Source organism: Amycolatopsis sp. NPDC048633, assembly GCF_040650695.1.
Lineage (GTDB): Bacteria > Actinomycetota > Actinomycetes > Mycobacteriales > Pseudonocardiaceae > Amycolatopsis.
On the sequence record NZ_JBEZHS010000005.1, the window covers coordinates 78,388 to 101,562 of the forward strand.

Annotated in this window: 21 protein-coding genes; 5 read left to right on the forward strand and 16 right to left on the reverse strand. The window is 72.1% G+C overall.

Translation table 11 applies throughout. The features are described from left to right. Positions 1 to 15: 15 nt before the first annotated feature. Positions 16 to 993: a GlxA family transcriptional regulator gene (locus AB0C38_RS12905; RefSeq protein WP_360671186.1), complete on the reverse strand. Its 978-nt coding sequence runs from the start codon at positions 991 to 993 to the stop codon at positions 16 to 18. A gap of 67 nt (positions 994 to 1,060) precedes the next feature. On the opposite strand from AB0C38_RS12905, the gene AB0C38_RS12910 reads away from it, so the two are divergent. Next, positions 1,061 to 1,483: a helix-turn-helix domain-containing protein gene (locus AB0C38_RS12910; protein ID WP_360671189.1), complete on the forward strand. Its 423-nt coding sequence runs from the start codon at positions 1,061 to 1,063 to the stop codon at positions 1,481 to 1,483. Between the two features lie 40 nt (positions 1,484 to 1,523). Here AB0C38_RS12910 and AB0C38_RS12915 read toward each other — a convergent pair whose 3' ends face one another. After that, positions 1,524 to 2,951: an MFS transporter gene (locus AB0C38_RS12915; RefSeq protein ID WP_360671192.1), complete on the reverse strand. Its 1,428-nt coding sequence runs from the start codon at positions 2,949 to 2,951 to the stop codon at positions 1,524 to 1,526. A 133-nt stretch (positions 2,952 to 3,084) separates the two neighbouring features. Further along, positions 3,085 to 3,585 (reverse strand): helix-turn-helix domain-containing protein, encoded by a 501-nt coding sequence (locus tag AB0C38_RS12920; RefSeq protein WP_360671194.1) that lies wholly within the window; start codon positions 3,583 to 3,585, stop codon positions 3,085 to 3,087. A gap of 87 nt (positions 3,586 to 3,672) precedes the next feature. Here AB0C38_RS12920 and AB0C38_RS12925 point away from each other — a divergent pair, with 87 nt between their 5' ends. Next, a complete protein-coding gene (locus tag AB0C38_RS12925; RefSeq protein WP_360671197.1) occupies positions 3,673 to 4,638 on the forward strand; it encodes a nitrilase-related carbon-nitrogen hydrolase in 966 nt (321 codons plus the stop codon). A 6-nt stretch (positions 4,639 to 4,644) separates the two neighbouring features. Here AB0C38_RS12925 and AB0C38_RS12930 read toward each other — a convergent pair whose 3' ends face one another. The 3 genes from AB0C38_RS12930 to AB0C38_RS12940 are packed head-to-tail and all read right to left on the reverse strand — an operon-like array spanning position 4,645 to position 8,747. Further along, a complete protein-coding gene (locus AB0C38_RS12930) occupies positions 4,645 to 5,763 on the reverse strand; it encodes an amidohydrolase (RefSeq protein ID WP_360671200.1) in 1,119 nt (372 codons plus the stop codon). Next, positions 5,760 to 7,178, reverse strand: coding sequence for an aldehyde dehydrogenase family protein (locus AB0C38_RS12935; protein ID WP_360671203.1), 1,419 nt, complete (start codon positions 7,176 to 7,178; stop codon positions 5,760 to 5,762). The genes AB0C38_RS12930 and AB0C38_RS12935 overlap by 4 nt, the downstream gene beginning before the upstream one ends. A gap of 15 nt (positions 7,179 to 7,193) precedes the next feature. After that, on the reverse strand, positions 7,194 to 8,747 hold the full coding sequence (locus AB0C38_RS12940; RefSeq protein WP_360671207.1) for a GMC family oxidoreductase: 1,554 nt from the start codon (positions 8,745 to 8,747) through the stop codon (positions 7,194 to 7,196). Positions 8,748 to 8,852: 105 nt separating this feature from the next. Here AB0C38_RS12940 and AB0C38_RS12945 point away from each other — a divergent pair, with 105 nt between their 5' ends. Together AB0C38_RS12945 and AB0C38_RS12950 are read left to right on the forward strand one after the other, a co-directional pair. Continuing rightward, positions 8,853 to 9,317, forward strand: a complete 465-nt coding sequence (locus AB0C38_RS12945; RefSeq protein WP_360671210.1) for a hypothetical protein — start codon at positions 8,853 to 8,855, stop codon at positions 9,315 to 9,317. Positions 9,318 to 9,457: 140 nt separating this feature from the next. Next, entirely contained in the window at positions 9,458 to 10,672 is a 1,215-nt protein-coding gene (locus tag AB0C38_RS12950) for a cytochrome P450 (RefSeq protein WP_360671213.1), read from the forward strand. Positions 10,673 to 10,683: 11 nt separating this feature from the next. On the opposite strand, the gene AB0C38_RS12955 is transcribed toward AB0C38_RS12950, so the two are convergent. From AB0C38_RS12955 to AB0C38_RS12985, 7 genes are all read right to left on the reverse strand, one after another. Continuing rightward, positions 10,684 to 11,883 (reverse strand): cytochrome P450, encoded by a 1,200-nt coding sequence (locus AB0C38_RS12955; RefSeq protein WP_360671929.1) that lies wholly within the window; start codon positions 11,881 to 11,883, stop codon positions 10,684 to 10,686. 59 nt (positions 11,884 to 11,942) lie between these two features. Next, complete coding sequence (locus tag AB0C38_RS12960; RefSeq protein ID WP_360671931.1) at positions 11,943 to 12,539, reverse strand: ATP/GTP-binding protein; 597 nt, start codon at positions 12,537 to 12,539, stop codon at positions 11,943 to 11,945. Further along, positions 12,532 to 12,891, reverse strand: a complete 360-nt coding sequence (locus AB0C38_RS12965) for a DUF742 domain-containing protein (RefSeq protein WP_360671216.1) — start codon at positions 12,889 to 12,891, stop codon at positions 12,532 to 12,534. The genes AB0C38_RS12960 and AB0C38_RS12965 overlap by 8 nt, the downstream gene beginning before the upstream one ends. Continuing rightward, on the reverse strand, positions 12,888 to 13,307 hold the full coding sequence (locus AB0C38_RS12970; protein WP_285479241.1) for a roadblock/LC7 domain-containing protein: 420 nt from the start codon (positions 13,305 to 13,307) through the stop codon (positions 12,888 to 12,890). Before AB0C38_RS12970 ends, AB0C38_RS12965 begins: the two co-directional genes overlap by 4 nt. Before the next feature lie 75 nt (positions 13,308 to 13,382). Next, the gene (locus tag AB0C38_RS12975; RefSeq protein ID WP_360671219.1) at positions 13,383 to 14,813 is read right to left on the reverse strand and encodes an ATP-binding protein; all 1,431 of its coding nucleotides are present in this window, start codon (positions 14,811 to 14,813) and stop codon (positions 13,383 to 13,385) included. 338 nt (positions 14,814 to 15,151) lie between these two features. Next, complete coding sequence (locus AB0C38_RS12980; protein WP_360671221.1) at positions 15,152 to 16,141, reverse strand: LLM class flavin-dependent oxidoreductase; 990 nt, start codon at positions 16,139 to 16,141, stop codon at positions 15,152 to 15,154. Between the two features lie 27 nt (positions 16,142 to 16,168). After that, entirely contained in the window at positions 16,169 to 17,071 is a 903-nt protein-coding gene (locus AB0C38_RS12985; RefSeq protein WP_360671224.1) for an SMP-30/gluconolactonase/LRE family protein, read from the reverse strand. 129 nt (positions 17,072 to 17,200) lie between these two features. Between AB0C38_RS12985 and AB0C38_RS12990 the strand changes: the two genes are divergently transcribed. Beyond that, positions 17,201 to 17,896, forward strand: a complete 696-nt coding sequence (locus AB0C38_RS12990; protein WP_360671227.1) for a TetR/AcrR family transcriptional regulator — start codon at positions 17,201 to 17,203, stop codon at positions 17,894 to 17,896. A gap of 12 nt (positions 17,897 to 17,908) precedes the next feature. Here the strand turns inward: AB0C38_RS12990 and AB0C38_RS12995 are convergent, their stop codons facing one another. The 3 genes from AB0C38_RS12995 to AB0C38_RS13005 form a co-directional block, all read right to left on the reverse strand. After that, entirely contained in the window at positions 17,909 to 21,295 is a 3,387-nt protein-coding gene (locus AB0C38_RS12995) for a TM0106 family RecB-like putative nuclease (protein ID WP_360671230.1), read from the reverse strand. Positions 21,296 to 21,430: 135 nt separating this feature from the next. Continuing rightward, the gene (locus AB0C38_RS13000; protein ID WP_360671233.1) at positions 21,431 to 22,267 is read right to left on the reverse strand and encodes a hypothetical protein; all 837 of its coding nucleotides are present in this window, start codon (positions 22,265 to 22,267) and stop codon (positions 21,431 to 21,433) included. Between the two features lie 42 nt (positions 22,268 to 22,309). Further along, positions 22,310 to 23,146 carry an SAM-dependent methyltransferase gene (locus tag AB0C38_RS13005; RefSeq protein WP_360671236.1) on the reverse strand — a complete coding sequence of 279 codons (837 nt, stop codon included), beginning with the start codon at positions 23,144 to 23,146 and terminating at the stop codon, positions 22,310 to 22,312. Between the last annotated feature and the right edge of the window lie 29 nt (positions 23,147 to 23,175).

Genomic DNA, 23,175 nt, shown 5'->3' on the forward strand with positions numbered 1-23,175 from the left:
CCAGGAGTCCTCGCGTCAACGTTCCGCGGCGGTCGTGAACCGTTCCCGGTACGCGGCCGGCGTGACGCCGAACTCGCGCGCGAAGGCACGCCGCAAGGAGTCGGGCGAACCGAACCCGGCGCGGCGCGCGATGGTCGTGATGGGTTCGTCGCACGCCTCCAGCCGGGACTTCGCCGCTTCGATCCGCACCTGCTCGACGTAGCGGGCCGGGGTCATGTCCAGCTCCTCGCGGAACAGGCGGTTGAGGTGGCGGACGCTCACCCCCGCGGACCGCGCCATGGCGGTGAGCGAATGCGGCGCTGCCGGGTTCTCGACCACGGTGTCGAGGACCTTGCGCAGGCTCTCGTGCCGCGCGTGGGTGTGGTGCGTCCGGACGCTGAACTGCGACTGCCCGCCGGGGCGCTGGAGGAACACGACCATGTCCTTGGCCGTGCTGCGCGCGACGTCGGCGCCGAAGTGCTCCTCCACCAGCGCGAGGGTCAGGTCGATGCCGGCGCTCACGCCGGCCGAGGTGACCACCTTCCCGTCCCGGACGAACAGGGCGTCGGAGTCGACGGTCGTCTTCGGGAACCGCGACGCCAGCTCCCCGGTGAACCGCCAGTGGGTCGTGGCCCGCCGGCCGTCGAGCAGGCCGGCGGCGCCGAGCAGGAACGCCCCGGCGCAGATGGCGGTGACGCACCCGGACCGCGCGGAAAGATCCCGCACCGCGTCGAGGATTCCCCGGTCGTGGATCACCCGCGGCCAGTTCGGCCCGCCCGGCACGATCACCACGTCGAGGTCACCGGTCAGGTCGGCGATCCGGCCGTCGGCCACGGTCCCGGCCCCGGCGTCGGTGACGACGGGCGCGCCGTCGCGCGACACGATCGTCACGTCGTAGCACGCGCCGAAGCCGTTCGCGGTGGCCAGCACCTCGAGCGGACCGGTGAGGTCCAGCAGCCGGGCGCCGTCGTAGGCCAGCAGCACGACCCGGCGCGCACCCTTCGACAGACTCACCCGGCGATGCTAACCCGAGTCAGTTTGGCTGGACAACTTACCCGCCGGAACGAGGTACGGTGACCCCATGACCCGCGACTGCCCGATTGCCGGCACCCTGGAAACGGTGGGAGACCGGTGGTCCCTGCTCGCCCTGCGCGAGCTGTTCATGGGCGTGCACCGGTTCGAGGGGATCGTCGCGAACACCGGGGTCGCGCGCGACGTGATGACCCGGCGGCTGCGCAAGCTCGAGGACGCCGGGCTGCTCGTGCGGCACCGGTACAGCGAGCGGCCGCCGCGGTTCGAGTACCACCTGACGCGCGCCGGCCACGATCTCGAACCGGTGCTGGTGACCTTGCGCGACTGGGGTTCCCGGCACCTGCCGGACCCGCCGGCGACGCCGGTGATCGTGCACAGCTGCGGAACCCCGGTGGCGCCCAGCGTGCTGTGCCCCGACTGCGGCGAGCCCCTGATGGGACAGCTCACGGTGCAGCACGAACAGGCGGGCTGAACCGTCCACTTCGGACGGTTCAGCCCGCCCTGCCGAAACCTCAGTTCCTCCGGGCAGGCAGGCCGACGGCGGCGACGAGCGCGGTGACGGCCATCAGACCGGCGGTGATCGCGAAGCTGAGCGAGTAGCCGGCCGCGGCGGCGTGGAGATCGTCCGTTCCCGCGAGCGAAAGCGTGCGGGTCCGGGCGTCCCCGACCGCGACGAGGGTCGCCAGCCCCAGTGCCAGGCCGATCTGCTGGGCCGTGTTGTTGATCCCGCTGGCCAGTCCCGCGTCGCTCCCGGTGGCGCCGTCGACGCTGGCGATCATCCCCGAGACGACGGTGAATCCGGCGCCCAGCGCGAACAGCAGCACGCCGATGAGGACGTCCCGCACGTAGGAGCCGCCCACGTGGACGTCGGCGAACAGCACGAACGCGGCGGTGAGCAGCGACGCACCGAGAACCATCACCGCGCGCTGGCCGATCCGCGGGATGAGCCGCGCCGTCAACCAGCCGGTGAACATGAACAGCGGGCCGATCGGCAGGAACGACAGCCCGGCGTACAGCGCGTCCAGGTGGACGACCTGCTGCAGGTACAAGGCCAGGCTGAAGAACAGCACCGCCAGCGCCGCGCTGAACGCCAGCAGCACGAAGTTGCCGACCGCGCGGCGCCTCGAGCGCAGGAAACTCAGGGGCACCAACGGGTTCGCTGCCCGCCGCTGCCACCACCCGAACGCGGCGAGCAGGAAGACACCCGCCGCGAGCGTGCCCACCACCAGCGGGGAAGCCCACGACCGCTCGGACGAGGCCAGCAGTCCGTACACGACCAGCGTCAGCCCCAGGGTCACGAGCACGGCTCCCGTGACGTCGAGCCGGCCGGACCGGGGGCTCCGGCTCTCGGGCACGAGGCCGGGCGCGAACGCGCACGCCAAGGCCGCGATGGGCAGGTTGACGAAGAACACCCACCGCCAGGACAGGTAGGTGACGAGGATCCCGCCCAGCACGGCGCCCGCCATGGCACCCAGGCCGCGCAGCACACCCCACGTCGAGAGCGCGCGGGCCCGCTCGCCGGGTTCGGTGAACAGCACGGTGACCAGCGACAGCGCGGCCGGCGCCACCAGGGCACCGCCGACGCCCTGGAGGACCCGGCTCAGCACCAGCATCGCCGGCGTGACGGCCAGCCCGCCGATCGCGGACGCGACCGCGAACAGCGCGAGGCCGATCAGGAACACCCGCCGGCGGCCGACGGTGTCCGCGATCCGCCCGCCCAGCAACAGCAGCCCGCCGAACGGCAGCGTGTACCCGTTGACCACCCACGAAAGACCGACGTGGGAAAACGGCAGGTCCTGCTGGATCGGCGCGAGGGCGACGTTGACCACCGTGGCGTCGAGCAGCAACATCAGCTGGGCCACGGCCAGGACGATCAGGCCCCACCATCGTCGCCGGTCTGCCGCGGCAGTGGTTGCGGGCTGGGACAACGCTGAGGACATGAAGGAACTCCCGAGTCGCACGGATCCGAGCCGGCGATGATCGCCGACGACGGTGTGCAACGACGGGCTGTGGGACTTCGATGGTCCACAATGTGCCTGGCGGCAAGCAGTTCTGGCCATCAGGGATAGGGAGTCAGCGCCCGGGGTCGTCCGCCCGGTCGCCGTTGGCCGTGACCACCAGGTCGTCCAGCTCCACGACCCGGCCCGACGGGGTCGACGCCGTGATCGTCACCGGCTCCCCGGTGGCGCGGTCGGACAGGCGGAACGGCCCGTCGTCCGGCTGCAGGTGCGCGTTGCCCCACTGCATCAGCCCGAAGACGACCGGGAGCAGCTCCTTGCCGCGGTCGCTGAGGTGGTACTCGAACCGCGTGCGCACCCCCGGCTCGCGGTAGGGCTCCTTGACGAGCACCCCGAGCTCGGTGAGCAGCTTGAGCCGGGCCGAGACGATCGCGTCGGTGCTGTGGGTGCGCCGCACGAAGTCGTCGAACCGGGTCGTGCCGTAGAGCGCTTCCCGCAGCACCAGCATCGTCGAGCGCGTGCCGAGGACGTCGACCGCCCGCGCGATCGAGCAGTGGTCGTTCGCCAGCTGCCACGCGCCGCGATCGGCGAGCGGACCTTCGAACGTGACCGGCATCGCACCTCCAGATCTCACTCCATCTGGCTACTATCTTACATAGCCAGCCTGGCTACCATCAGTGATAGTCAGAGGGAAGGAGAACGCATGACCATCGTCACCGCGGCCGCCGTGCAGCTCAGCCCGGTTCTCCACAGCCGCGAAGGCACCGTGGCCAAGGTCGTCCGGAAGATCGCCGACCTCGGCGCCCAGGGGGTGCGGTTCGCCACCTTCCCCGAGGCGGTGATCCCGTACTACCCGTACTTCTCGTTCGTTCAGCCGCCGTACCGGATGGGCGCGGAGCACCAGCGCCTGCTGGAGCAGTCGGTCACCGTGCCGTCGGCCACCACCGAGGCCATCGGCGAGGCGTGCCGGCAAGCCGGCGTGGTCGTCTCGATCGGCGTCAACGAGCGCCACGGCGGCACCATCTACAACGCCCAGCTCCTGTTCGACGCCGACGGAACCCTGATCCAGCACCGCCGCAAGATCTCTCCGACCTACCACGAGCGGATCGTCTGGGGCCAGGGCGACGGGTCCGGCCTGCGCGCCGTCGACAGTGCTGCCGGGCGCGTCGGGCAGCTCGCGTGCTGGGAGCACTACAACCCCCTCGCCCGCTACGCCCTGATCGCCGACGCCGAGCAGATCCACTCGGCGATGTACCCCGGCTCGTTCTCCGGCGACCTGTTCGCCGAGCAGATGGAGGTGAGCATCCGCCAGCACGCGCTCGAATCGGCGTGTTTCGTCGTCAACGCCACGGCTTGGCTCGACGCCGACCAGCAGGACCGGATCATGCGGGACACCGGCTCCCCGATCGGGCCGATCTCCGGCGGGTGCTTCACCGCGATCGTCTCGCCGTCGGGCGAGATCCTCGGAGAGCCGCTGCGCGAAGGCGAGGGCGAGGTGATCGCCGACCTCGACTTCGCGTTGATCGACAAGCGCAAGCTCCAGATGGACCTGCGCGGCCACTACGCCCGCCCGGAGCTCCTCAGCCTGACCATCGACCGGCGCCCCTCCCGGCACGTCCACGAGCGGGACGAACTCGGCACGGCGGTCGCCGGCCCCGCCGAGCCCTGATCCCGCTCACGGCGTCGCGAGATCGGCGGCGGTCCAGGCCATCGCGATCGCGCCGTCGAGCACGGCCCGGTCGGCGGTCGCGGTGACGCAGGCCGCGGTGAACTCCGGCTGGTGGTTGACCGCCGGCGCGCAGTCGAGGCCGAGCATGGGGTGGATGGCCCGCACCGCGTGGGAGACGTTGCCCATGTCCGTGGCGGCACCGGCTACGCCCCGCGGCAGGTCGGGGAAGACGCGGCCGAGGGCCTCGGCGTTCGCGCGGTAAAGGGCCAGCAGCGCGGGATCGGGGCGCAGGTCCGCGTAGTCCGGCGACGCCGGGGTCAGCGTCAGGTTGCAGCCGGTGGCCAGCGCCCCGGCCTCGAAGCACCGCGCGACCCGGCCCTTCAGCGCGGCCAGCTCCGCCAGCCGGTCGGTCCGGACGATCCAGTTTCCCCGGCCGGCGTCGGGGATGACGTTGGCCGCGGAACCGGCCTCGGTGACGATGCCCTGGATCCGGTCGCCGTCGCCGGTCTGCTGGCGCAGCAGGCCGATGGCCACCTGGGCGACGGTCATCGCGTCGGCGGCGTTGACCCCGAGCTGCGGGTAGGCGCCCGCGTGCGCCGGCTTCCCGCGGTAGGCCACCTCGAACTGGGCGACGGCCGAACCCGGCATCGCCGCCATCTCGACGGCCGCCGGGTGCACCATCATGGCCGCGTCCACACCGTCGAACGCGCCGCGGTCGAGCATCAGCACCTTGCCGCCCCCGCCCTCCTCGGCCGGGGTGCCGAGCACGGTGACGGTGAGGCCGAGATCGTCGGCCAGGCCGGCCAAACCGAGCCCGGCACCCACCGCCGCGGCGGCGATGACGTTGTGCCCGCACGCGTGCCCGATGCCGGGCAGCGCGTCGTATTCAGCGCAGAGCACGACGTGCACCGGACCCGTGCCCACCGTGGCCCGGACGGCGGTGGCCAGGTCGTAACAGCCGTGCTGCACGGCGAACCCGGCGTCGCTCAGCGCGCCGGCCACCCAAGCGCTGGCCTGCACCTCCTCGAAGGCGAGTTCCGGGTGGGCGTGGATCCGGTGCGACAGCGCGACGAGGTCGTCACCCGTCGCCCGGACCCGCCGCTCGATCGTCTCCTTGGCGGTCACGAAGCCGCCGGGATGTGCACCGACGCCGGCCGGGTGGCGGCGTCGAAGGCGGCGCGCGCCCCGGTGGCGCCCATGCCGCTGTCGCCGGCCGGCTCGTACAGCCGCTCGGGGCCGCCGCCCTGCCACTGGTTGACCCAGGTCACGCCGGCCGGGATGCGTGCGGCGGCCTCGATGTGGCCGGGATCGGCGGTGTAGACGGTGGCCGCGAGGCCGTACCGCGACCGGGAAGCCCGCTCCAGCCCCTCCTCGAACGAGTCCACGACCACGACCGGGGCGACCGGCCCGAACGTCTCCTCGGTCATGACCAGCATCGAGTCGTCGACGTCGGTGAGCACCGTGGGCGGGTAGAAGAAGCCCTTCCCCTCAGGGACTGTGCCGCCCGTGCGGATCTTCGCGCCCTTCGCCACGGCGTCCTCGACGTGCCGGGCGACGGTGTCCCGCTGCCGCTCGTCGACCAGCGGGCCGAGCACCACGCCCGCGTCCAGGCCGTTGCCGACCGGGAGGGCCTCGGCCGCGGCGACCAGCGCGTCGACGAACCTCCCGGCGACGTCGCGGTGCACGTAGATCCGCTCCATCGACGTGCAGATCTGCCCGGTGTTGATGAACGCGCCGAACGCGACGGCGCCGGCGGTGGCGACCGGGTCGACCCCGGCGTCGACCACGACCGGGTCCTTGCCGCCCAGTTCGAGCACCGTGCGGTGCAGCCGCTCCCCCGCCGCCGCGCCCACGCGCCTGCCCGAGGCGACCGAGCCGGTGAAGTGCACCAGCTGGATATCCTCGTGCCCGGCCAGCGGCACCCCGGCCCGGGCATCACCGAGCACCAGGTTCACCACGCCGGGCGGCAGCTCGGCCAGCTCCAGCAACCGCACGATGGACAGCGGCGCCCGCTCCGACGGCTTGACCACCACCGTGTTCCCCGCCGCGAGCAGCGGTCCGATCGCCCCGAGCACCGCCGTGACGGGGAAGTTCCAGGGCGTGATGACCGCCGTGGCACCCAGCGGGTGACGCAGGATCCGCGTCCGGCCGCCGTCGGGACGGACGACGACCTTCTCGAAGTCGTAGGAAAGCGCTTCCTCGGCGACCGCGCGCAACCCCGCGACCGCGCCGTCGAGGAACGTCCGCCCGATCCCCAGCGGCTTGCCCATCTCCCGGCATTCCCGTTCAACCAACTGGCCGGCGTGCGCGGCGACGGCGTCGGCCCAGGCGGAGATCCGGGCGGCACGCTCGGCCACCGGCACCGTCGCCCACGCCGGCTGCGCCGCGACCGCCGCGGTCACCGCGCGCTCGACATCCTCGGGCGAGCCCGCGGGATGGCGGGCGATGACCTCCTCGGTCGCCGGGTTCACCAGGTCCAGGACGACGTCGCCGCGCGAGTCCGCCCATCCGCCGTCGATCAGGTTCTGCAAGGTCTGCACAGGGTTTCCTCGGATTCAGTCGAGCCGGTCGGCCATGAGCTCGCCGGCCATGATGGCGGCCAGGTTGGTGTTGGCCCGGGGAACGGACGGGAAGATCGACGCGTCGACCACGCGGAGGCCGGCGAAGCCGAGTACGCGGCAGTCCGGGTCGACCACCGTGCCGGCGTGCCCGGGCTCGCCCATCCGGCACGTGCTCGTCGCGTGCTGCGAGTCGCCGACCGTCGCCAGGAGGTGGTCGTCGAGCTCACTGTCGTTGTCCAGTACGGCGAACAGCGCCGCGTTCTCGCGTTCGATCGAGCCGCCGATGATCGGCGCGGTCTCCTCGCCGCGCGCCAGCTCGACCAACGCCCGCACCCCGTGACGCAGCCGCGGGAGGTCGCGCTCGTCCGAGAGCATTCGCTGGTGCACCAACGGTTGTTCGGCCGGGTCGGCCGAGGTCAGGGTGAGCTCGCCGCGGGAATGGTCGTGGTTGAGCCAAACTCCGTACGCGCCGGCACCGGCTCCGGTGTTCGCGAAGGCCATGGCGAGCACGCTCTGGTTCATCGAGACGAACATCAGGTCGCCGTCCGGCGCGCCGGGGCCGCTGGTGAAGCGGACGCAGACGTTCGTGTGCCGGTCGTCGTGCTTCTTGATCGCCGACGCCTCGGTCAGCGGCAGCTGGATCATGGCGATCGGGTGGTCCTGCAGGCCGCGTCCGACGGGAAGGTCGGCGCGCACGTCGATGCCGAGCGAACGCAGGTGACCGGCCGGGCCGACGCCGGAGCGCAGCAGGATCGCCGGGGAGTGGATCGCACCCGCGCTGAGCACGACGGTGTCGGCGAGTTCCGTGGTCACCGTTCCGGCGGTGACGACGCGGACGCCGACGGCCCGGTCGCCTTCGAAGAGCACCCGGTCCACCAGCGCGTCCCCGCGGATCGTCAGGTTCGCCAAGCCCCGGCCCGGTTCGAGGTAGGCGTCGTTGACCGACACCCGCCGTCCGCCGCGGGAGTTGATCGGGTAGGGCGAGACGCCGGTGGCGCCCGGGGCGTTCACGTCGGGAGCCCAGCCGTGGCCCGCGGCGATCGCCGCGCGGTGCAGGGCGGCGTCCACCGCACCCCAGTCCGCCCGCGGCGTGCGGTGGATCGGGGTCGGACCGCCGCGGCCGTGGTGGGGCTGGTCGCCGAAGTCCTCGTCGTCCTCCAGCTTCGCGAAGTACGGGAGCACGTCTTCCGGTGCCCAGCCGGGCACCGCCCAGTCCGTGAAGTCGGCCATCGGCGGGCGGATCGCGATCTGGCCGTTGATCGCCGAACTGCCACCCACGCCGCGGCCGCGCCAGTACGGCGCCGGCTGCTGCTTCTCCGTCCGGGTGGAGTCCAGGCCCGGCCACATCATGCCCTCGGCCGCCGTCGGGTGCAGCAACGCGACGATCGGGTTTGGCGAGCGCCACGCTTCGTGCATCTCGGCCGACCGGTAGTCGCGCCCGGCCTCGAGCAGCAGGACCCGCTTGCCCTGCTCCGCCGACCGCACCGCGAGCGCCGCTCCCGAAGACCCCGCGCCGACCACGATGAGGTCCCAGCCAGTGTTCGCCACGTGTCTTCTCCTTCGCCGGACGTCGTCGCGGCTAGGATGTGCCCGGGAGTAGTGTTCAGTCAAGAGTGAATGTTCAGTTTTTTCTGAGCTAGAGTGAGGGTATCGATGACCTGGGCAGCTGACGAGGGCGCGCTCATCGAGGACTTCGGCCTGCACATCGGCCGCGCCATGGGGTGGCCGCCGATGGCCGGGCGCACCAGCGGAGTGCTGATGCTCAGCGAGAAACCCCGCACCCTCGCGGAGTTGCAGGAGGCGCTCGACGCGAGCAAGGGGTCGGCGTCGGAGATGACCCGGCTGCTCATCGACAACGGCGTCGTCGAGCGGTTCAAGGAGCCCGGCAGCCGCCAGTTCGTCTACCGCTGGCGCGACGACGCCTGGGTCGGCTGCCTGCAGCACCAGGTGACGGTGAACCGCGAACTGCTGGAGCTGGCCGAAAACGCGCAGGTCCGCGGCGAGCACCTCCCCGCCGAGCAGCGCCGGCGGCTACGGCAGATGCGTGACTACTACGTGTTCATGACCGAACAGCTCGAAACGCTCCTCACCGAGTACACGCGCCACACAAGTCGCTGAGCTGCGAGAAGAGAACAATTCCCGGCAACGGCAACGAGAAGATCCGCCCCGTCGCCTTGGCGGAATGGCCGGGCGAAACTCTTTCGCACTCGCAACTATCCCCGATAACCTGCTGAACGACCGTCGAGAAAAGGAGCCTCGTGACTTCAGCAGGGCACGCGCCGGACCTTCTGTCTCCGGAGTTCGCCGCCGATCCGTACGCCGCCTACGACCTCATGCTCGAGCATTCGCCGGTGATCTGGCACGAAGGAATGCAGAGCTACGTCATTTCGCGCTACGAGGACGTATCGCGCGCCTTCAAGGAAGGCGTGTTCACCACCGAAAACTACGGCTGGCAGCTGGAACCCGTGCACGGCCGGACGATCCTGCAGATGAGCGGCCGGGAGCACTCGGTCCGCCGGGCCCTGGTGGCGCCGGCGTTCCGGGGCAACGAGCTGGAGCAGAAGTTCCGCCCGGTGATCGAACGGAACTCCGCGCAGCTCATCGACGTCTTCCGCGGCCGCGGCTCGGCCGACATCGTCACCGACTACGCCCGCCACTTCCCGATCAACGTCATCGTCGACATGCTGGGGCTGGACCAGAACGACCACGCCCGGTTCCAGCGCTGGTACAGCGCGATCATCGCCTTCCTCGGCAACCTCAGCCAGGACGAGGACGTCACCGCGGCCGGGCTCCGGACGCACGACGAGCTCGCCGCGTACATGATCCCGATCATCCGGGACCGCCGCGAAAACCCCGGCGACGACCTCCTTTCGGCGCTCTGCGCCGCCGAGGTGGACGGCACCAGCATGAGCGACGAGGACATCAAAGCCTTCTGCAGCCTGCTGCTGGCCGCCGGTGGCGAGACCACCGACAAGGCGATCGCGAGCCTGTTCCGGAACCTCCTCGAACACCCCGACCAGCTCGACGCCGTGCGCGCCGACCGCACCCTGGTGCCGAAGGCGTTCGCCGAAACCCTGCGCCACACCCCGCCGGTGCACATGATCATGCGGCAGCCGGCGGAGGCCATCGAAATCGGCGGGGAGAAGATTCCCGCCGGCAGTACGGTGACCTGCCTGATCGGCGCGGCGAACCGCGACCCGCGCCGGTTCGCGAACCCCGGCGCGTTCGACATCTTCCGCACCGATCTCCCGACCGAGACCGCGTTTTCGGCGGCGGCCAGCCACCTGTCCTTCGCACTGGGCCGCCACTTCTGCGTCGGCGCGCTGCTGGCGAAGACCGAGATCGAGGTCGGCGTCAACCAGCTGCTGGACGCGATGCCGGACCTGCGGCTCGCCGAGGGCACGGAACCGGCCGAGCGAGGCGTGTTCACGCGCGGACCGGCGTCGCTGCCGGTGACGTTCACCCCGGCGTAGTCACCGAGCGGTCACCACACCCCCGGTCCCGCCACGTGGACCGGGGTGAAGACCACCGGCAGGCTCTCCAGCCCCCGCATCCACACCGACGGCCGCCACACCAGTTCCTCGACCGGGACCGCGAGCTCGAGGTCCGGGAGGCGGTCCAGCAGGACTTCGACGGTGGTGCGGGCGATGACCTCGGCCACTTCCGGTGCCGGGTAAGGACAACCGTGCTCGCCGTGGCCGAACGACATGTGCGCGTGGTTGCCCAGCGCGCCCGACGCCGCGTCGGGGCGGGCGTGCGGGTCGGCGTTCCCGGCCGCCAGCCCGAGCACCACCAGGTCACCCTGCCGCACGCGGACGCCGCTGAGCACGGTGTCGCGGCTCGCGAAGCGGCCGATGAAGTTCTGCGTGGGCGTGTCGTGCCACAGCACCTCGTTGAGGGCCTGGCCGACACTGCCGCGGCCGCCCGAGAGCGTCATCGCGAACCGGCTGTCGGTCAGCATCAGCCGGATGGTGTTGCCGATCCAGTTCGCCGTCGGCTGCTGCGCCGCGGCGGTCACCACCAGCAGGTCCTGGACGACCTCGTCGTCGGTCAGGTTCGCCGGGTCCTGCATCATGGCCGTGGGCACGTCCGCGCCCGGGCGCTCGTGCTTGACCGCCACCAGCCGCGCCATCGCCTCCTGCACCCGGACGTAGGCGGGCAGCGCCTCGGGGCCGACGTCCAGCGACAGCGCGACGTCGCGCACCAGCGCGGGTGCCTCCGAGTCGGGCATGCCGTACATCTTCGCGATCGCCAGCAGCGGCGCCTGCTGGGCGAACTGGGCGATCAGGTCGGCTTCGCCGGTGCCGGCGAACTGGTCGACCAGCCGGTCCGCGATGCGTTCGCAGTGCGCGCTGAGGTCGAACTGGTCGACGGCGGCGAGCGCGTCGCCGATCGCGCCCGCCCGGCGCCGGTGTTCGGCGGCCTCGGTGAACATCACCGACGGGTTGTGCATCACGTACGGCAGCAGCGGCCAGTCGTCGGGGACGTTGTCCCACTGGTTCCACCGGCGGCTGTCGCGGGCGAACAGCTGCGAGTCCTGGCACACCTGGTGGATCTCGCGGTAGCCGGTCAGCAGCCAGGCCGGGATGTCGCCGTCGAGCAGCGCCGGGACGACCCCGCCGTACTGCTGCCGGATCCGGGCGTACAACGCGGCGGGGTCCTTCTGGAACTCGGGCCCGTACAACCGGACCCGGTCCGCGGCGGCACTCGTCTCCGTCGCCGGAGTGCTGGTCTGGAAACCGGTCACGATGCGCCCTCCCGGACTTTGGACAGGGTGTAGAGGTGGTCGACGAGCGAGATCAGCACCTGCTTGGACGAGTCGCGGTCGCGGGCGTCGCAGTCGACGAGCGGCACCTCGTCGGCCAGGTCGAGCGCGGCGCGGACGTCGTCGAGGCTGTGCTTCGGCGGGCCGAAGTTGTTGCGCGCCACGATGAACGGCGTCCCGTGGTGTTCGAGCCGGTCGATCGCGTACCAGGAGTCGGCCAGCCGCCGGGCGTCCACCAGGACGACGGCGCCGAGGGTGCCGGCGAAGAGGCTGTCCCAGAGGAACCAGAACCGTTCCTGCCCGGGAGCGCCGAACAGGTAGAGCACCAGCTGTTCGTCGAGGCTGATCCGGCCGAAGTCGAACGCCACGGTGGTCGTCGTCTTGCCCTGCACGCCCCGGGTGCTGTCGACGCCGACCCCGGCCTGGGTCATGGTTTCTTCGGTGCTCAGCGGCCGGATCTCGCTGACCGACCGGACCATGGTCGTCTTCCCGACGCCGAAGCCGCCGACGATGACGATCTTCAGGCCGTCGGTCGCGGTGTCGGCCAGGGGCAGCCGTTCGTCTGTTTCAGAGATTGCGGAGTCCAACGAGCACCTTCTTGAGGAATTCCGAGTCGGAGGTCCGTCCCCCGGCCTGGGCCGACGACGGGTGTCGGGCGGAAACCTTGCCCGTGGCCAGCAGGTCCGCGAGCAGAATCTTGATCACACTCACCGGGAGCGACAGATAGGACGACAGCTCGACGACGGACGTCGGTTTCGCGGCGATCTCGAGAATCCGGACGTGCTCGGACTGCATGCCCGCCGACGGATCCGACTCCCGGACGATCAGCGTCACGAGGTCGAGGTCGATGTCGTCCGCACTGCTGCGCCCGCCCGTGACCGTGTAGAGCCGGTCCGGGTCTTCCCCGTCGAGCGCCGAACGGGTCACGAAGCCGGGTTGTCGGCCGCCGCGAAGCGCGGCGGGGCGGTGAAGACCGAGCCGATCTGCTCCACCAGCTCGTCCATGTTGTGCCCGATCAGGCCCACGTCGGCGTCTTCCGTGGCGATCACGGCCAGGTGCGAGCCGACCCCCGCCTCCACGATGAAGAGGATCCCGCCGTGGAACTCGGTCATCGAGTTCCGCACGCCGCCGGTGCCGTCGCCGAACTCGACCGACGCGCCGTGCGCCAGCGCCTGGACGCCGGCCGCGATCGCGGCCAGCTGGTCGGCGCGGTCGACGGTGAGGCCCTGCGTGTGACAGAGCTTCAAGCCGTCACGGGACAACACGAGGGCGTGGCAGGCACCGGCCGTGTTGCCGACGAGGTTCTCGAGGAGCCATTCGAGGCTCTTGTCCGAATCAGTCATCGAATCCGGGGACCGGTCTGGCGGGTCCCCTCGCTCCAATCTGGCGGGGTGCGGGTGTGGGGGGAAAGCGACGGGTCACGCGTCTTCGCCGGGGTCCGCCGGGGAGGCGGCGTGGCGCGACGGCGCGGCACTGCCGCTGCGCCGCTGCTGGAAGGCCCCGAACCGGGACCCGGTGTCCCGCTCGGCCCGGGCGGTGCTCGGCGTGGGCGACGGCGGCCGGCGCGACGCGGCGGTCAGCGTCTGCCCGCGCGAGCGCTTCGGCAGTTCCGACGGCTCGGCCAGGTCGCCGGCGATCTCGTGGCTCGTGTCGTCGGCGGGGCCGGGCCACGCGACGGCCGCGGGCTGCTCGTCGGATTCCGGCAGCGCCTCGGGCCGGGGCTGCGTGATCAGCTGGGTCGGAATGCGCATGACGACCCCGATCCCCCCACGGGAAGACGGCCGGAAGAAGACGTGCAGCTGGTGCTTGCGGGCCAAGCTGCCCACCACCGCGAGGCCGAGCCGCGTCCCCGACATCGACGTCAGGTCGAGCGGGTGGTCGAGCGACACCGCACGCTCGGCGCGGACGAGGGCCTGCGCCTTCATCCCGAGGCCGCCGTCCTCGATGGTGATGACTGCCCCATTGTGCAGATCTTCGACATAAACGTGCACTTCTTCGGACGGCGCCGAGAACTTCGTCGCGTTGTCCATGAGTTCGGCGAGCGCGTGCATGACGTCTTCCGCCGCGTAGCCGACGACCGCCACCCCGCTCGCGGAATGCACCCGGACCCGCTGATAAGCACCGATGCGGCCGAGCGCGCCACGCAGGATGCTCTCCATCCGGATCGGTTTCGTCCAGCGGCGGCCCGAGCGCGCGCCGGTGAGCACCGCGATGCTGTCGGCCAGCCGGCCCGCCTGTGCGGTGCTGTGATCCACTTTCAGCAGATCCCCGAGCATCGCGTCGGACGATCGGTTTTCCATTTCCCGCAGGTCGCCGAGGGTGCTGGTCGCCAGCGCCTGCAGCCGGCCCGCGGCGTTCGCGCAGGCGGCGGTCGCGGCCGCGCGCCGCCGTTCCCCGATGGCGATCTCGTCGACCAGCAGCCGCAGGACGCGCTGGTGGAGTTCGTCGGCGGGGCGCGGAACTTCGGCGAGCACGCTGTCCGCGGGCGCGCCGCCGCGCAGCCGGCGGACCGCGTCCGGCACCGTCCGGTCGAGCAGCTGAGCCAGTTCACCGCCGCTGAACCGGACGAATTCGAGGGCCTGCCTGGCCTCGTCGAGCGCGGCCTGGGTCTGCCCGGTCGCGTGCGCGACCTGATCGGTGCGGCGCAGCGCGAAGAACACGGCGACACACGCGATGATCCCGGTGAACGCGCCCGCGATGGCGACGACAATCCCCTGACCACCGGAAACCGACAGGGATATCCCGGTCCAGATCCCCGCGACGACGACCGCGGTGACGAGTACCCCGATTACGGCCCGGCCGACTGACTCGCGTTCTTCCCGATGCTGTGCGGGCGGTCGTTCCGACATCGCTCCACTTCCTCGAGTCCGATTGGTGTCCGAACAGTACTCCGTTCGCCGACCGAGATCACGGGTCGGTTTCGGTGCGCCGGCAACGGCGGCGACAGTAACGCCGCCGCCGGAGCCCGGACAGCGCGGGTCCCGTTTTCGGGTAACCGCCCGCTCTTACTCGAATTCGGCCGGGTCCGCAAGACTCGAGGCGGCCAATGCGCATTGGCGACTTCCCGGGGAAACGGCCGGGTCGCCGGATTCTCGCAGGTTCGGAGCAATTCCCCACCGCGGTCATCGAAGGAGCACCAATGCCCACCGCCGGCGGACATCCATCCGAATGGCCTAGTGGGCGGCGGTCAGCCGATCGCGGCGTCGAGGAACCTTTCGAGCTCGACCCGGACGTCGGGCCCACAGGGCTGGAACACGATCTCGGTGACTCCCCGGGCCGCGGCCTCGGCCAGCCGCTGCCGGATCTCTTCGCGCGTACCGCTCATCGTCACGTCCCGCACCATCGAGTGACCGCCGGCCTTCCACGCCGCCTGGTCGGCCTCCCCCAGCTCCACACAGTGACCGGCGTGGACCGCGAGGTGCCGCCGCTCGGGCGAAGTCCGCTCCACCACCTCCAGCCACTCCGGGCCACCCGGGAGCTCGCGCACGGCGGCCGGGCCCCCGAACTCGTACGCGCCGTGGTACGCCAACGCCCAGCCGGGCCCGGCGGCCTGGCGCGCGTGCTCGGTGTCGGTGCGCTCTTCGTCGTCGAGCACCGTGCCCCACACGAGGTAGGGCACCCACGAGTACTCGCTCATGAACTCGGGCAGCTGCAGCGTGACGTACAGCCCGTCGCCGAGCTCCTTGGCCACCTGGTGTCCCTTCGGCCCCAGCGCCCCGATCAGGACGGGGACGTCGACGGGCCGCGCGGGAGCGTGCCCGTCGGGGTGCAGCATCTGCATCTGCGCCCCTTCCCACTCGACGACCTCACCGCGCAGGAGACCGCGGAAGGCGCGGATGTAGGACTCCATGTACGACCAGGTGATCGCGCGGTACCCCATGGCCCGGCGGCCGGTGAACCCGGTGCCGAAGGAGACCGCGACGCGGCCGGGTGCCAGCGCGGCGAGGGTGGCGGTCGCCGCGGCGTTGACCATCGGGTGCCGCAGGCTGGGCACCAGCACGCCGGGGGCGATGCCGATCCGCTCGGTCCGTTCGGCGGCCAGCGCGAGGGTCATCCACACGTCGGGGCTCTGCTGAGGGGTGTCGTAGACCCACGCCCGCCGGTAGCCCAGCTCTTCGGCCAGGGCGATGTGGTCCGGAGTGTCCAGTGCGGTCGGGAAAGCGCAGGAGACGTCCATGACGGCCCTCCAGGGTGGTTCGTCGGATCAGGGCAGGCCGGCGTGCGGGACGTCGACGCCGACCGCGAGCAGCTGGGCCTCCCGGACCGGGCGGCGTTCGTGCTCGGGGAAGGACGGCGCCGCGCAGAGGAACAGCGTCCGCCCGTCGTCGCCGCCGAGCATGCAGGCGAAGACGCCGGTGCCGGCGTCGATCTCGTCGAGGATCCGGCCGCCTTCTTGCACCCGTAGGACGCGGTTGTGGACGGCGTCGGCCACCCAGATCGCGCCTTCGGCGTCGGCGCAGATGCCGTCGGGGGCCACTTCGAGACGCTGCACGGCCTCTCCGACGTCGTCGGTCTGCGGCGTCTGCCCGAACTGCGCCCACACGCGCCGCCCGCTCAGCTCGCCGTCCTCGCCGATGTCGAAGGCGGTCAGCCGCCCGGCGAAGGTCTCGGCGACGACCAGCACGTTGCTGGGCAGGATCACCATGCCGTTGGGGAAGCCGAGATCCTCGGCGGCGACGGAAACACTCCCGTCCGCGTCGACGCGGGTGAGCGTGGTGTAGCGCAACGAAGCGCCGCCCATGAGGTCGAAGCCGAAGTTGCCCACCCACGCACGTCCGCGGTCGTCGACGACCATGTCGTTGAGCACCCCGGACACCACGCCGGACAGGTCGGCGTGCTCCGCCAGCTTTCCGGACTCGTCGCGCACGAGGAGGCGGTGGTCGCGCATCGACACGATGAGCAGGCGCCCGTCGGGCAGGAACCCGAGTCCGGACGGCTGCTGGGGAACCTCGGCGATGACTTCGGTGCCGCCGCGGCTGTCGATCGCCACGACTTTTTCGGTGTAGAAGTCCGACACCCACAGCCTGCCGTCGTGCCACCGCGGGCACTCGAGGTAGGAGAAGCCGTCGGCCACGACGGCCGGCTGCCTGGACGCGGCTTGTCCCATCGCGACCGCTCCTTCGTGTCATCGTCGACAGTTCCGTGAGGTCTTCGCGCCCACTAACTGAGCGCACAGTTACCATGACTGCGACGCGCGGACGTGTCAAGTGCGGCACCCGAGGAGGGGAGGGCGGCGATGCCGGCGAACGAGCGCCGTCGCGGCGGCGGGAGACACCCGGCGGCGGCCGCGATGGAACTGACGACCAACCTCGGGCCGGAGACCGTCCCGGGCGAGTTCTGGGGGGAGCACACCTCCCCGGTGGCTCGCGCTCTCCTGTCCTCAGCCGTGCAATGCTTCGCCCGCAAGGGTTTCCACGCCACCACCACCCGCGACATCACCGCCGTCGTCGGCCTCAGTCCCGGTTCGCTGTACGTGCACTTCGCCTCGAAGGAGGCCGTGCTGTTCCACATCACCCGGACGGGTCACGAGCGCGCCCTCGCGGCCCTGACGGCCCAGCACGACGACGGCGACACCCGCCGCCACGTCCGGCGGCTGGTGGCCGCGCACGTGTCGTGGCACGCCCGCCACCACACCGTGGCCAGGGTCTGCCAGTACGAACTGGCGGCGCTCGAACCCGCGCACTTCGACGAGGTTCTCCAGCTCCGGCAACAGTTTTCCGCGATGGTGCAGATCGCCGTGGAGCGCGGAGCCCGGGAAGGCGTCTTCGACGTGCCCGACATCGACCGGGCGGTGCGCGCGATCCTGTCGCTGGGTGTCGACCTCGTGCGCTGGTACCGCCTCGACGGCGCGGACTCGCCCGAGGCCCTCGGCGAGTCCTACGCGGAGCTCGCGGCCCGGATGCTCGGCGCCCCTTCTCCCGGCGGCGGCTGACGCTGCCTCAGGTCACCCGCGACCGGGGAACGGCTGTGCGCCGGTCATCAGGCCGATCATGCCCGCCACGAGCCGCATCTCCTCCACCGTCCGGATGTCGGCCTCGACGAGCCGGGGCGAGCACACCAGGACCGCCAGCGCCTGCGCCCGCGAAAGGGCCACGTTGAGCCGGTTGCGGGACAACAGGAAGTCGAGCCCGCGGGGCAGGTCGATCGCCGACGACGACGTCATCGTCGTGATCACCACCGGCGCTTCCTGGCCCTGGAACCGGTCGACCGTGCCCACCCGGACCCCCGGGAACCCGGCCTCCTCCAGTGCCCGCGTCACCGTCCGCGCCTGCAGGTTGTAGGGCGCCACGACGACGATGTCGGCGTCACCGAGCGGCCGGGTCGTGCCGTGGTCCGTCCACGGGCGACCGTGCAGGCCGGCCACGATCCCGGTGACGGCGGCGGCTTCCTCCACCGAGCGGGTCGTGTTGCCGTGGTGGTCGACCTCGGCCAGGTACAGCCCCGCGGCGATGCCGTCCAGCCCGCGGCCGGCGGCCGTGGGGTGGGCGTGCAGCCGGCCGGCGTAGGACAGGTTCGACACCGGCTCGCACACGGCCGGGTGCATGCGCCGGGTCTCGTCGAGGAAGTAGCCGAGCGACGCCGGCATGATGTCGGCCTCGCCGATCACGTGGCCCAGCGCCGACGCCTCCGCGCCCGCCGGGTGCGTGCCCTGCACGACCTGGGGCAGCTGCTGCGGATCGCCCAGCAGCAGGACGTTCTTCGCGCACATCGACACCGCGAGCGCGTCGGCGAGGGCGAACTGGCCCGCCTCGTCGATGATCAGCAGGTCGAAGGGCTCCTCCCGGATCGCGGCGTTGGCGAACGTCCACGCCGTCCCGCCGACCAGGTGCCCGTCGTCGTGCTCTTCGCGCCACTTCACCAGCGCCGGGTTGCTCTTCGGCTGCTCCCACGGCGCGGCCGGGTCCGGGGTCTTCTTCGCCCGCTTGGCGCACGGCAGGTCCGGTGCGCTCTTCTTCGCCGCGCTCAACACGTTTTCGACGGCTTTGTGGCTCGTGGAGGTGACCGCGACGGTCCGCCCGGCGCGCACGAGCCGCGCGATCAGCTTGCCCGCGAGGTACGTCTTGCCCGCCCCCGGCGGTCCCTGCACCGCGAGCGCCGAACCGTCGAGCTCCTCGACGGCGTCGAGCACCGCGGCGACCAGGTCGTCCCCCGGTTCCGGCAGCGCGGCACCCATGCGCAGCCGCGGCGGGGTCCGGCGGAGCAGGTCCACGCCGGGGTGCCGCGGCAGCTCCGGGAGCGCGTCGACGACCAGGCGGGCGAGGTCGGCGACCGCCTCGTCCTTCGGCGAGGGCCGCACCGGGCTGCCGGGCAGCACCGCGACCGGCCGGTCCGCGGTGGTGGCGTCCGGCGGGCTGCTCTCCTCGAGCGTCAGCTCCACGGCCGACGCGGCGACGACCTTGGCGTCCCGCGCGGTGGCGCCGTAGCGCAGCCGCACCTCGTCGCCCGGGGTGAACGGGTGCGGCCGGTCCGGGTCGCACGCGACGAGCAGGGTCCTCTTCGCCAGGCGGACGCGCCCGGCGGGGGGCACCCACTCCCCCGCTTCGAGCGACACCGGCACGGCGCACGCGGTGTCGATCTCGAGGTCACCGAGCGGGGCGGCCAGCCGCCGGAAGTACTCCCACCACGCGGGGTTCGTCTCACGGCGGTGGTAGCCGACCGACGCGGCGAGCAGCGCGCGGGCCCGCTCGTCGGCGGTGAAGTCGCCCGGGTCGTCCGGCAGCCCGTCGAGCAGCGGGTCGACCAGCGCGGCCAGCTGCGCGGCGCGTTCGGCGCGGCGTTCGGCGGCGACGTCCTCCTCGGCCGCGCGCAGCAGCGCGTCCTCGGCGGATTCTTCTTCCGGCACCGGCACGTCGATCCCGGCTTCGGCGCGGACCTGGTGCAGGAACTCGAACAGCCGCAGGGCCGAAACGCAGTCGTACTCGGTGTTTTCGCCGATGCCGCGCAGGACCTCGCCCGCCCGCTCCGGCTCGCCCGAGCGCGCGAACGCCAGGTACTCCTCGTACGCCTCGACGTCCGACATCGCGGCCTTCGTGCTGCCGTCGCGGGCGCCGGGCAGGAAGAGCGGCTCGAGGTGCCGGATCGAGTACGACCGCTGCGACACGCGCATCGCCTTGCGCACCACCGCGTGCAGGTCCACGACCGCCCCGCTGCGCAGCAGGTGGTCGACGGTCTCCTCACGGGTGCCGTGCACCGCCGCGAGCCGCTTGATCGCGGTGACCTCGTAGGGCGCGTAGTGGTAGACGTGCGAACCGGGGTGCTCGGCGACCCGCGCCGCGGCGAAGTCCACGAACTCCTCGAACGCCCGTTTCTCCTCGGCCCGGCTGTGCGCCCAGAACGGGGTGAACCGCCGGTCGCCCTCCGCGGTGAGCGCGCCGAAGAGGTACTCGAGCCCTTCGCCCGACAACGCGTGCGGATCCCCCGCCAAGTCGAGGAACACGTCCCCCGGCGCGGGGGCGGGCAGGACGGCCAGCGCGCCGGGGTCGACGATCTCGTAGGCGACCTCGCCGGTGGCGTCCTGCCGGACCTGGAGCGCGGCCTGGGCGCGCAGCGTCTCGAACGCCGTGACGGACAGGTCGCGCGGCCGGTCGCCCGGCGCGGCCGCGGCCAGCGCGTCGACCGAGCCCAGCCCGGCGGCCACCAGCTTGCGGCGCTGGTCGCCGCGCATCCCGGCCACGAGCGACAGGTCGCGGTCGGCTTCACGGCCCGACGCGCAGTGGCGGTCGAAGACGCAGCCGGCACAGGCCGGGCGTTCGTCGGCCCAGAGCCGGGCCGGCAGCTCCGGCGCCCGGCCGCGCAGCCGGGTCCGCAGGCGGTTCACCAGCGGCAGGAAGTCCTCGACCCGCAACGTCCGGGTGCTGCCGTCGCCGAGGCCCAGGTGCAGGTGGGGCCCGGCCGGCCAGCCGGCCCGCCGCACGGCGTCGGCGCACGCGGTCAGCTCCACCACCGCGGCGGGCTTCGCCTGCCGAGCCGGCTTCGCGCCGTAGACCTCGTAGCGGCCTTCGCCGTCCCGGACCAGGAAGTCCGCGCGCCCCGAGAACTCGCCGTCCCCGACGACGGCCCGGTGGATCACCGGCACCCCCGCCCGCACGGCCTCTTCGGTCGCTTTCGCGGCCGCCACCGGGTCCCGGACGTCGATCTCGACGACGGTGCGCCCCTCGCCCCGGAACCGGGCGAGCAGCGCCGCCACGGCCGCGCGGCCCCGCCGCACCTCGGGCTGATCGGGCCCGGGACCAGGCCGCGGCGCCCCGGGCAGGCCCGCGGCGAGCGCCTGGTTGAGCACGCTGCGGTGCTCGCATTCGAGCAGGTCGGCGAGATCGGCTGGGGTGTCCATCGAAGCGGAGTCTGACACGCGCGGGCACCCCGGCCGGAGCACGGTGCACCCGACACGCCGACCGCCGGTGGGCTCCGCCGCATGACCTCCGGGGGCGCCGGAGCCGGCGAAACGCGAGAGCCGTGAAGCGCGACCTCAGGCGGTGGTCGTCCGGTGGGCGGCCGCGTAGTGCGCGGTGCCGATCGCCCCGGCGACGGCCAGGACGAAGCCCACCGCCGCCGCGGCCGTGAAGCCCTCCCGGACCCGGTCGTCCAGCACCACCACGCCGATGAGCGAGGACACCGCCGTGTTGGTGGTGAACACGATGGCGGTGACCGCCGTCGCCCGGCCGCGTTGCAGGGCCATCGCGAACGCCACCGCCGCGACGAGCCCGTTGGCGATCATCGCCCAGAGCGCCGGCTCCAGGGCGAGGCGCCAGATCGGCCCGGACGCGTCGAGCGTCCGCGCCGCGATCCCGACGCAGCTGAACCCCAGCCCACCGCAGAACCCGAGCACGATCGGCGCCCAGCGCCGCCCGACACTGCGCTGGGCGATGAACGCGATCGCCGCGATCACCACCGCCACGCCCACCAGCACCAGCTTCCACCCGGTCGAGAGCGGCTGCGCGGCGGTCGGATCCGCCGACAGGCCGAGCAGGACCAGGCCCGTCGCACCGACCCCGAGCGCGGCCCACCCGGCGCCCACCAGCCGGACGCCGAGGATCGCGGAGATCGTCGCGGTCACGCCGACGCTGAACGCGAGCACCGACTGGACCAGGAACAGCGGCAGGCGGTGCAGCGCGGCGGCGGCGAAGACGAACCCGAGCAGGTCGACGCCCACCCCGAGGAAGTAGAGCGGCTGACGGCGCAGCGCGACCAGGTCCTGGGGCGAGCCACCGTAGGCACCGGCCCGCCGGACCCCGGCCGACTCCAGGATCGAGCCACTGCCCGAGGCGACGGCAGCCAGCACGGCGAGGATGTATCCCAGGATCACGACCCGAGTCTGTCAGCCCGCCCGTGACCAGCGCGCGGCCGGTCAGGGCTTGCGGGCGACGACCCCGGCGATCAACCGCTGGGCGGAGTTCAGCGGCTGCAGGTTCGGCCCGTCCGACCACCAGTTCGCCAGCAGCACGATGCCGGGCGGCACCAGCTCCAGGCCGGGCAGCAGCTCCTTGATCTCGGCCTCGGTCCGCGCGGTCGCCCCGCCGAGCGACCCGCGGGCGACGGCCTCCTGGAACGTCGCCATCGTCTCGTGGTCGGCGCCGTCACCCGGGTCGAACAAGTGCGAAAGGGCGACGTACGAACCCGGCGGGAGCGCCTCGACGTACTCGCGCATGATCTCGGCCGGACGGCCCCGGTCGCCCTTGAAGTGGTGCAGCGTCGCCACGAACATCAACGCGATCGGCCGCGACCAGTCGAGGTGGTCCCGCACGACGTCGTGGCCGAGGATCGTCTTGGGCTCGAAGATGTCACCGGCGATGAACCGGGTCCGGTCGTTCTCCTCGAGCAGCGCCCGGCCGTGCGCGACGACGACCGGGTCGTTGTCGACGTAGACGACCTTGGACAGCTTCTCGACGCGCTGCACGACCTGGTGCACGTTCTCCGTCGTCGGCAGGCCGGACCCGCAGTCGAGGTACTGGTCGACGCCCGCCCGCTCGGCGAGGAAGCGGCAGACCCGGACCAGGTACCGGCGGTTCTCCAGCGCCAGGTCCGCGACCTCGGGCATCACCTGCCGCAGCCGGTCCAGCTCGTCCCGGTCGACCTGGTAGTGGTCCTTGCCGCCCAGCACGTAGTCGTACATCCGCGCGATGCTGGCCCGGCCCGGATCCACTCCGACCGGCGTGTTCGCACCGGCCCCCGCCTCGGCTGACACGACCATCTCCTTGCTCCGGTGACGAAGAT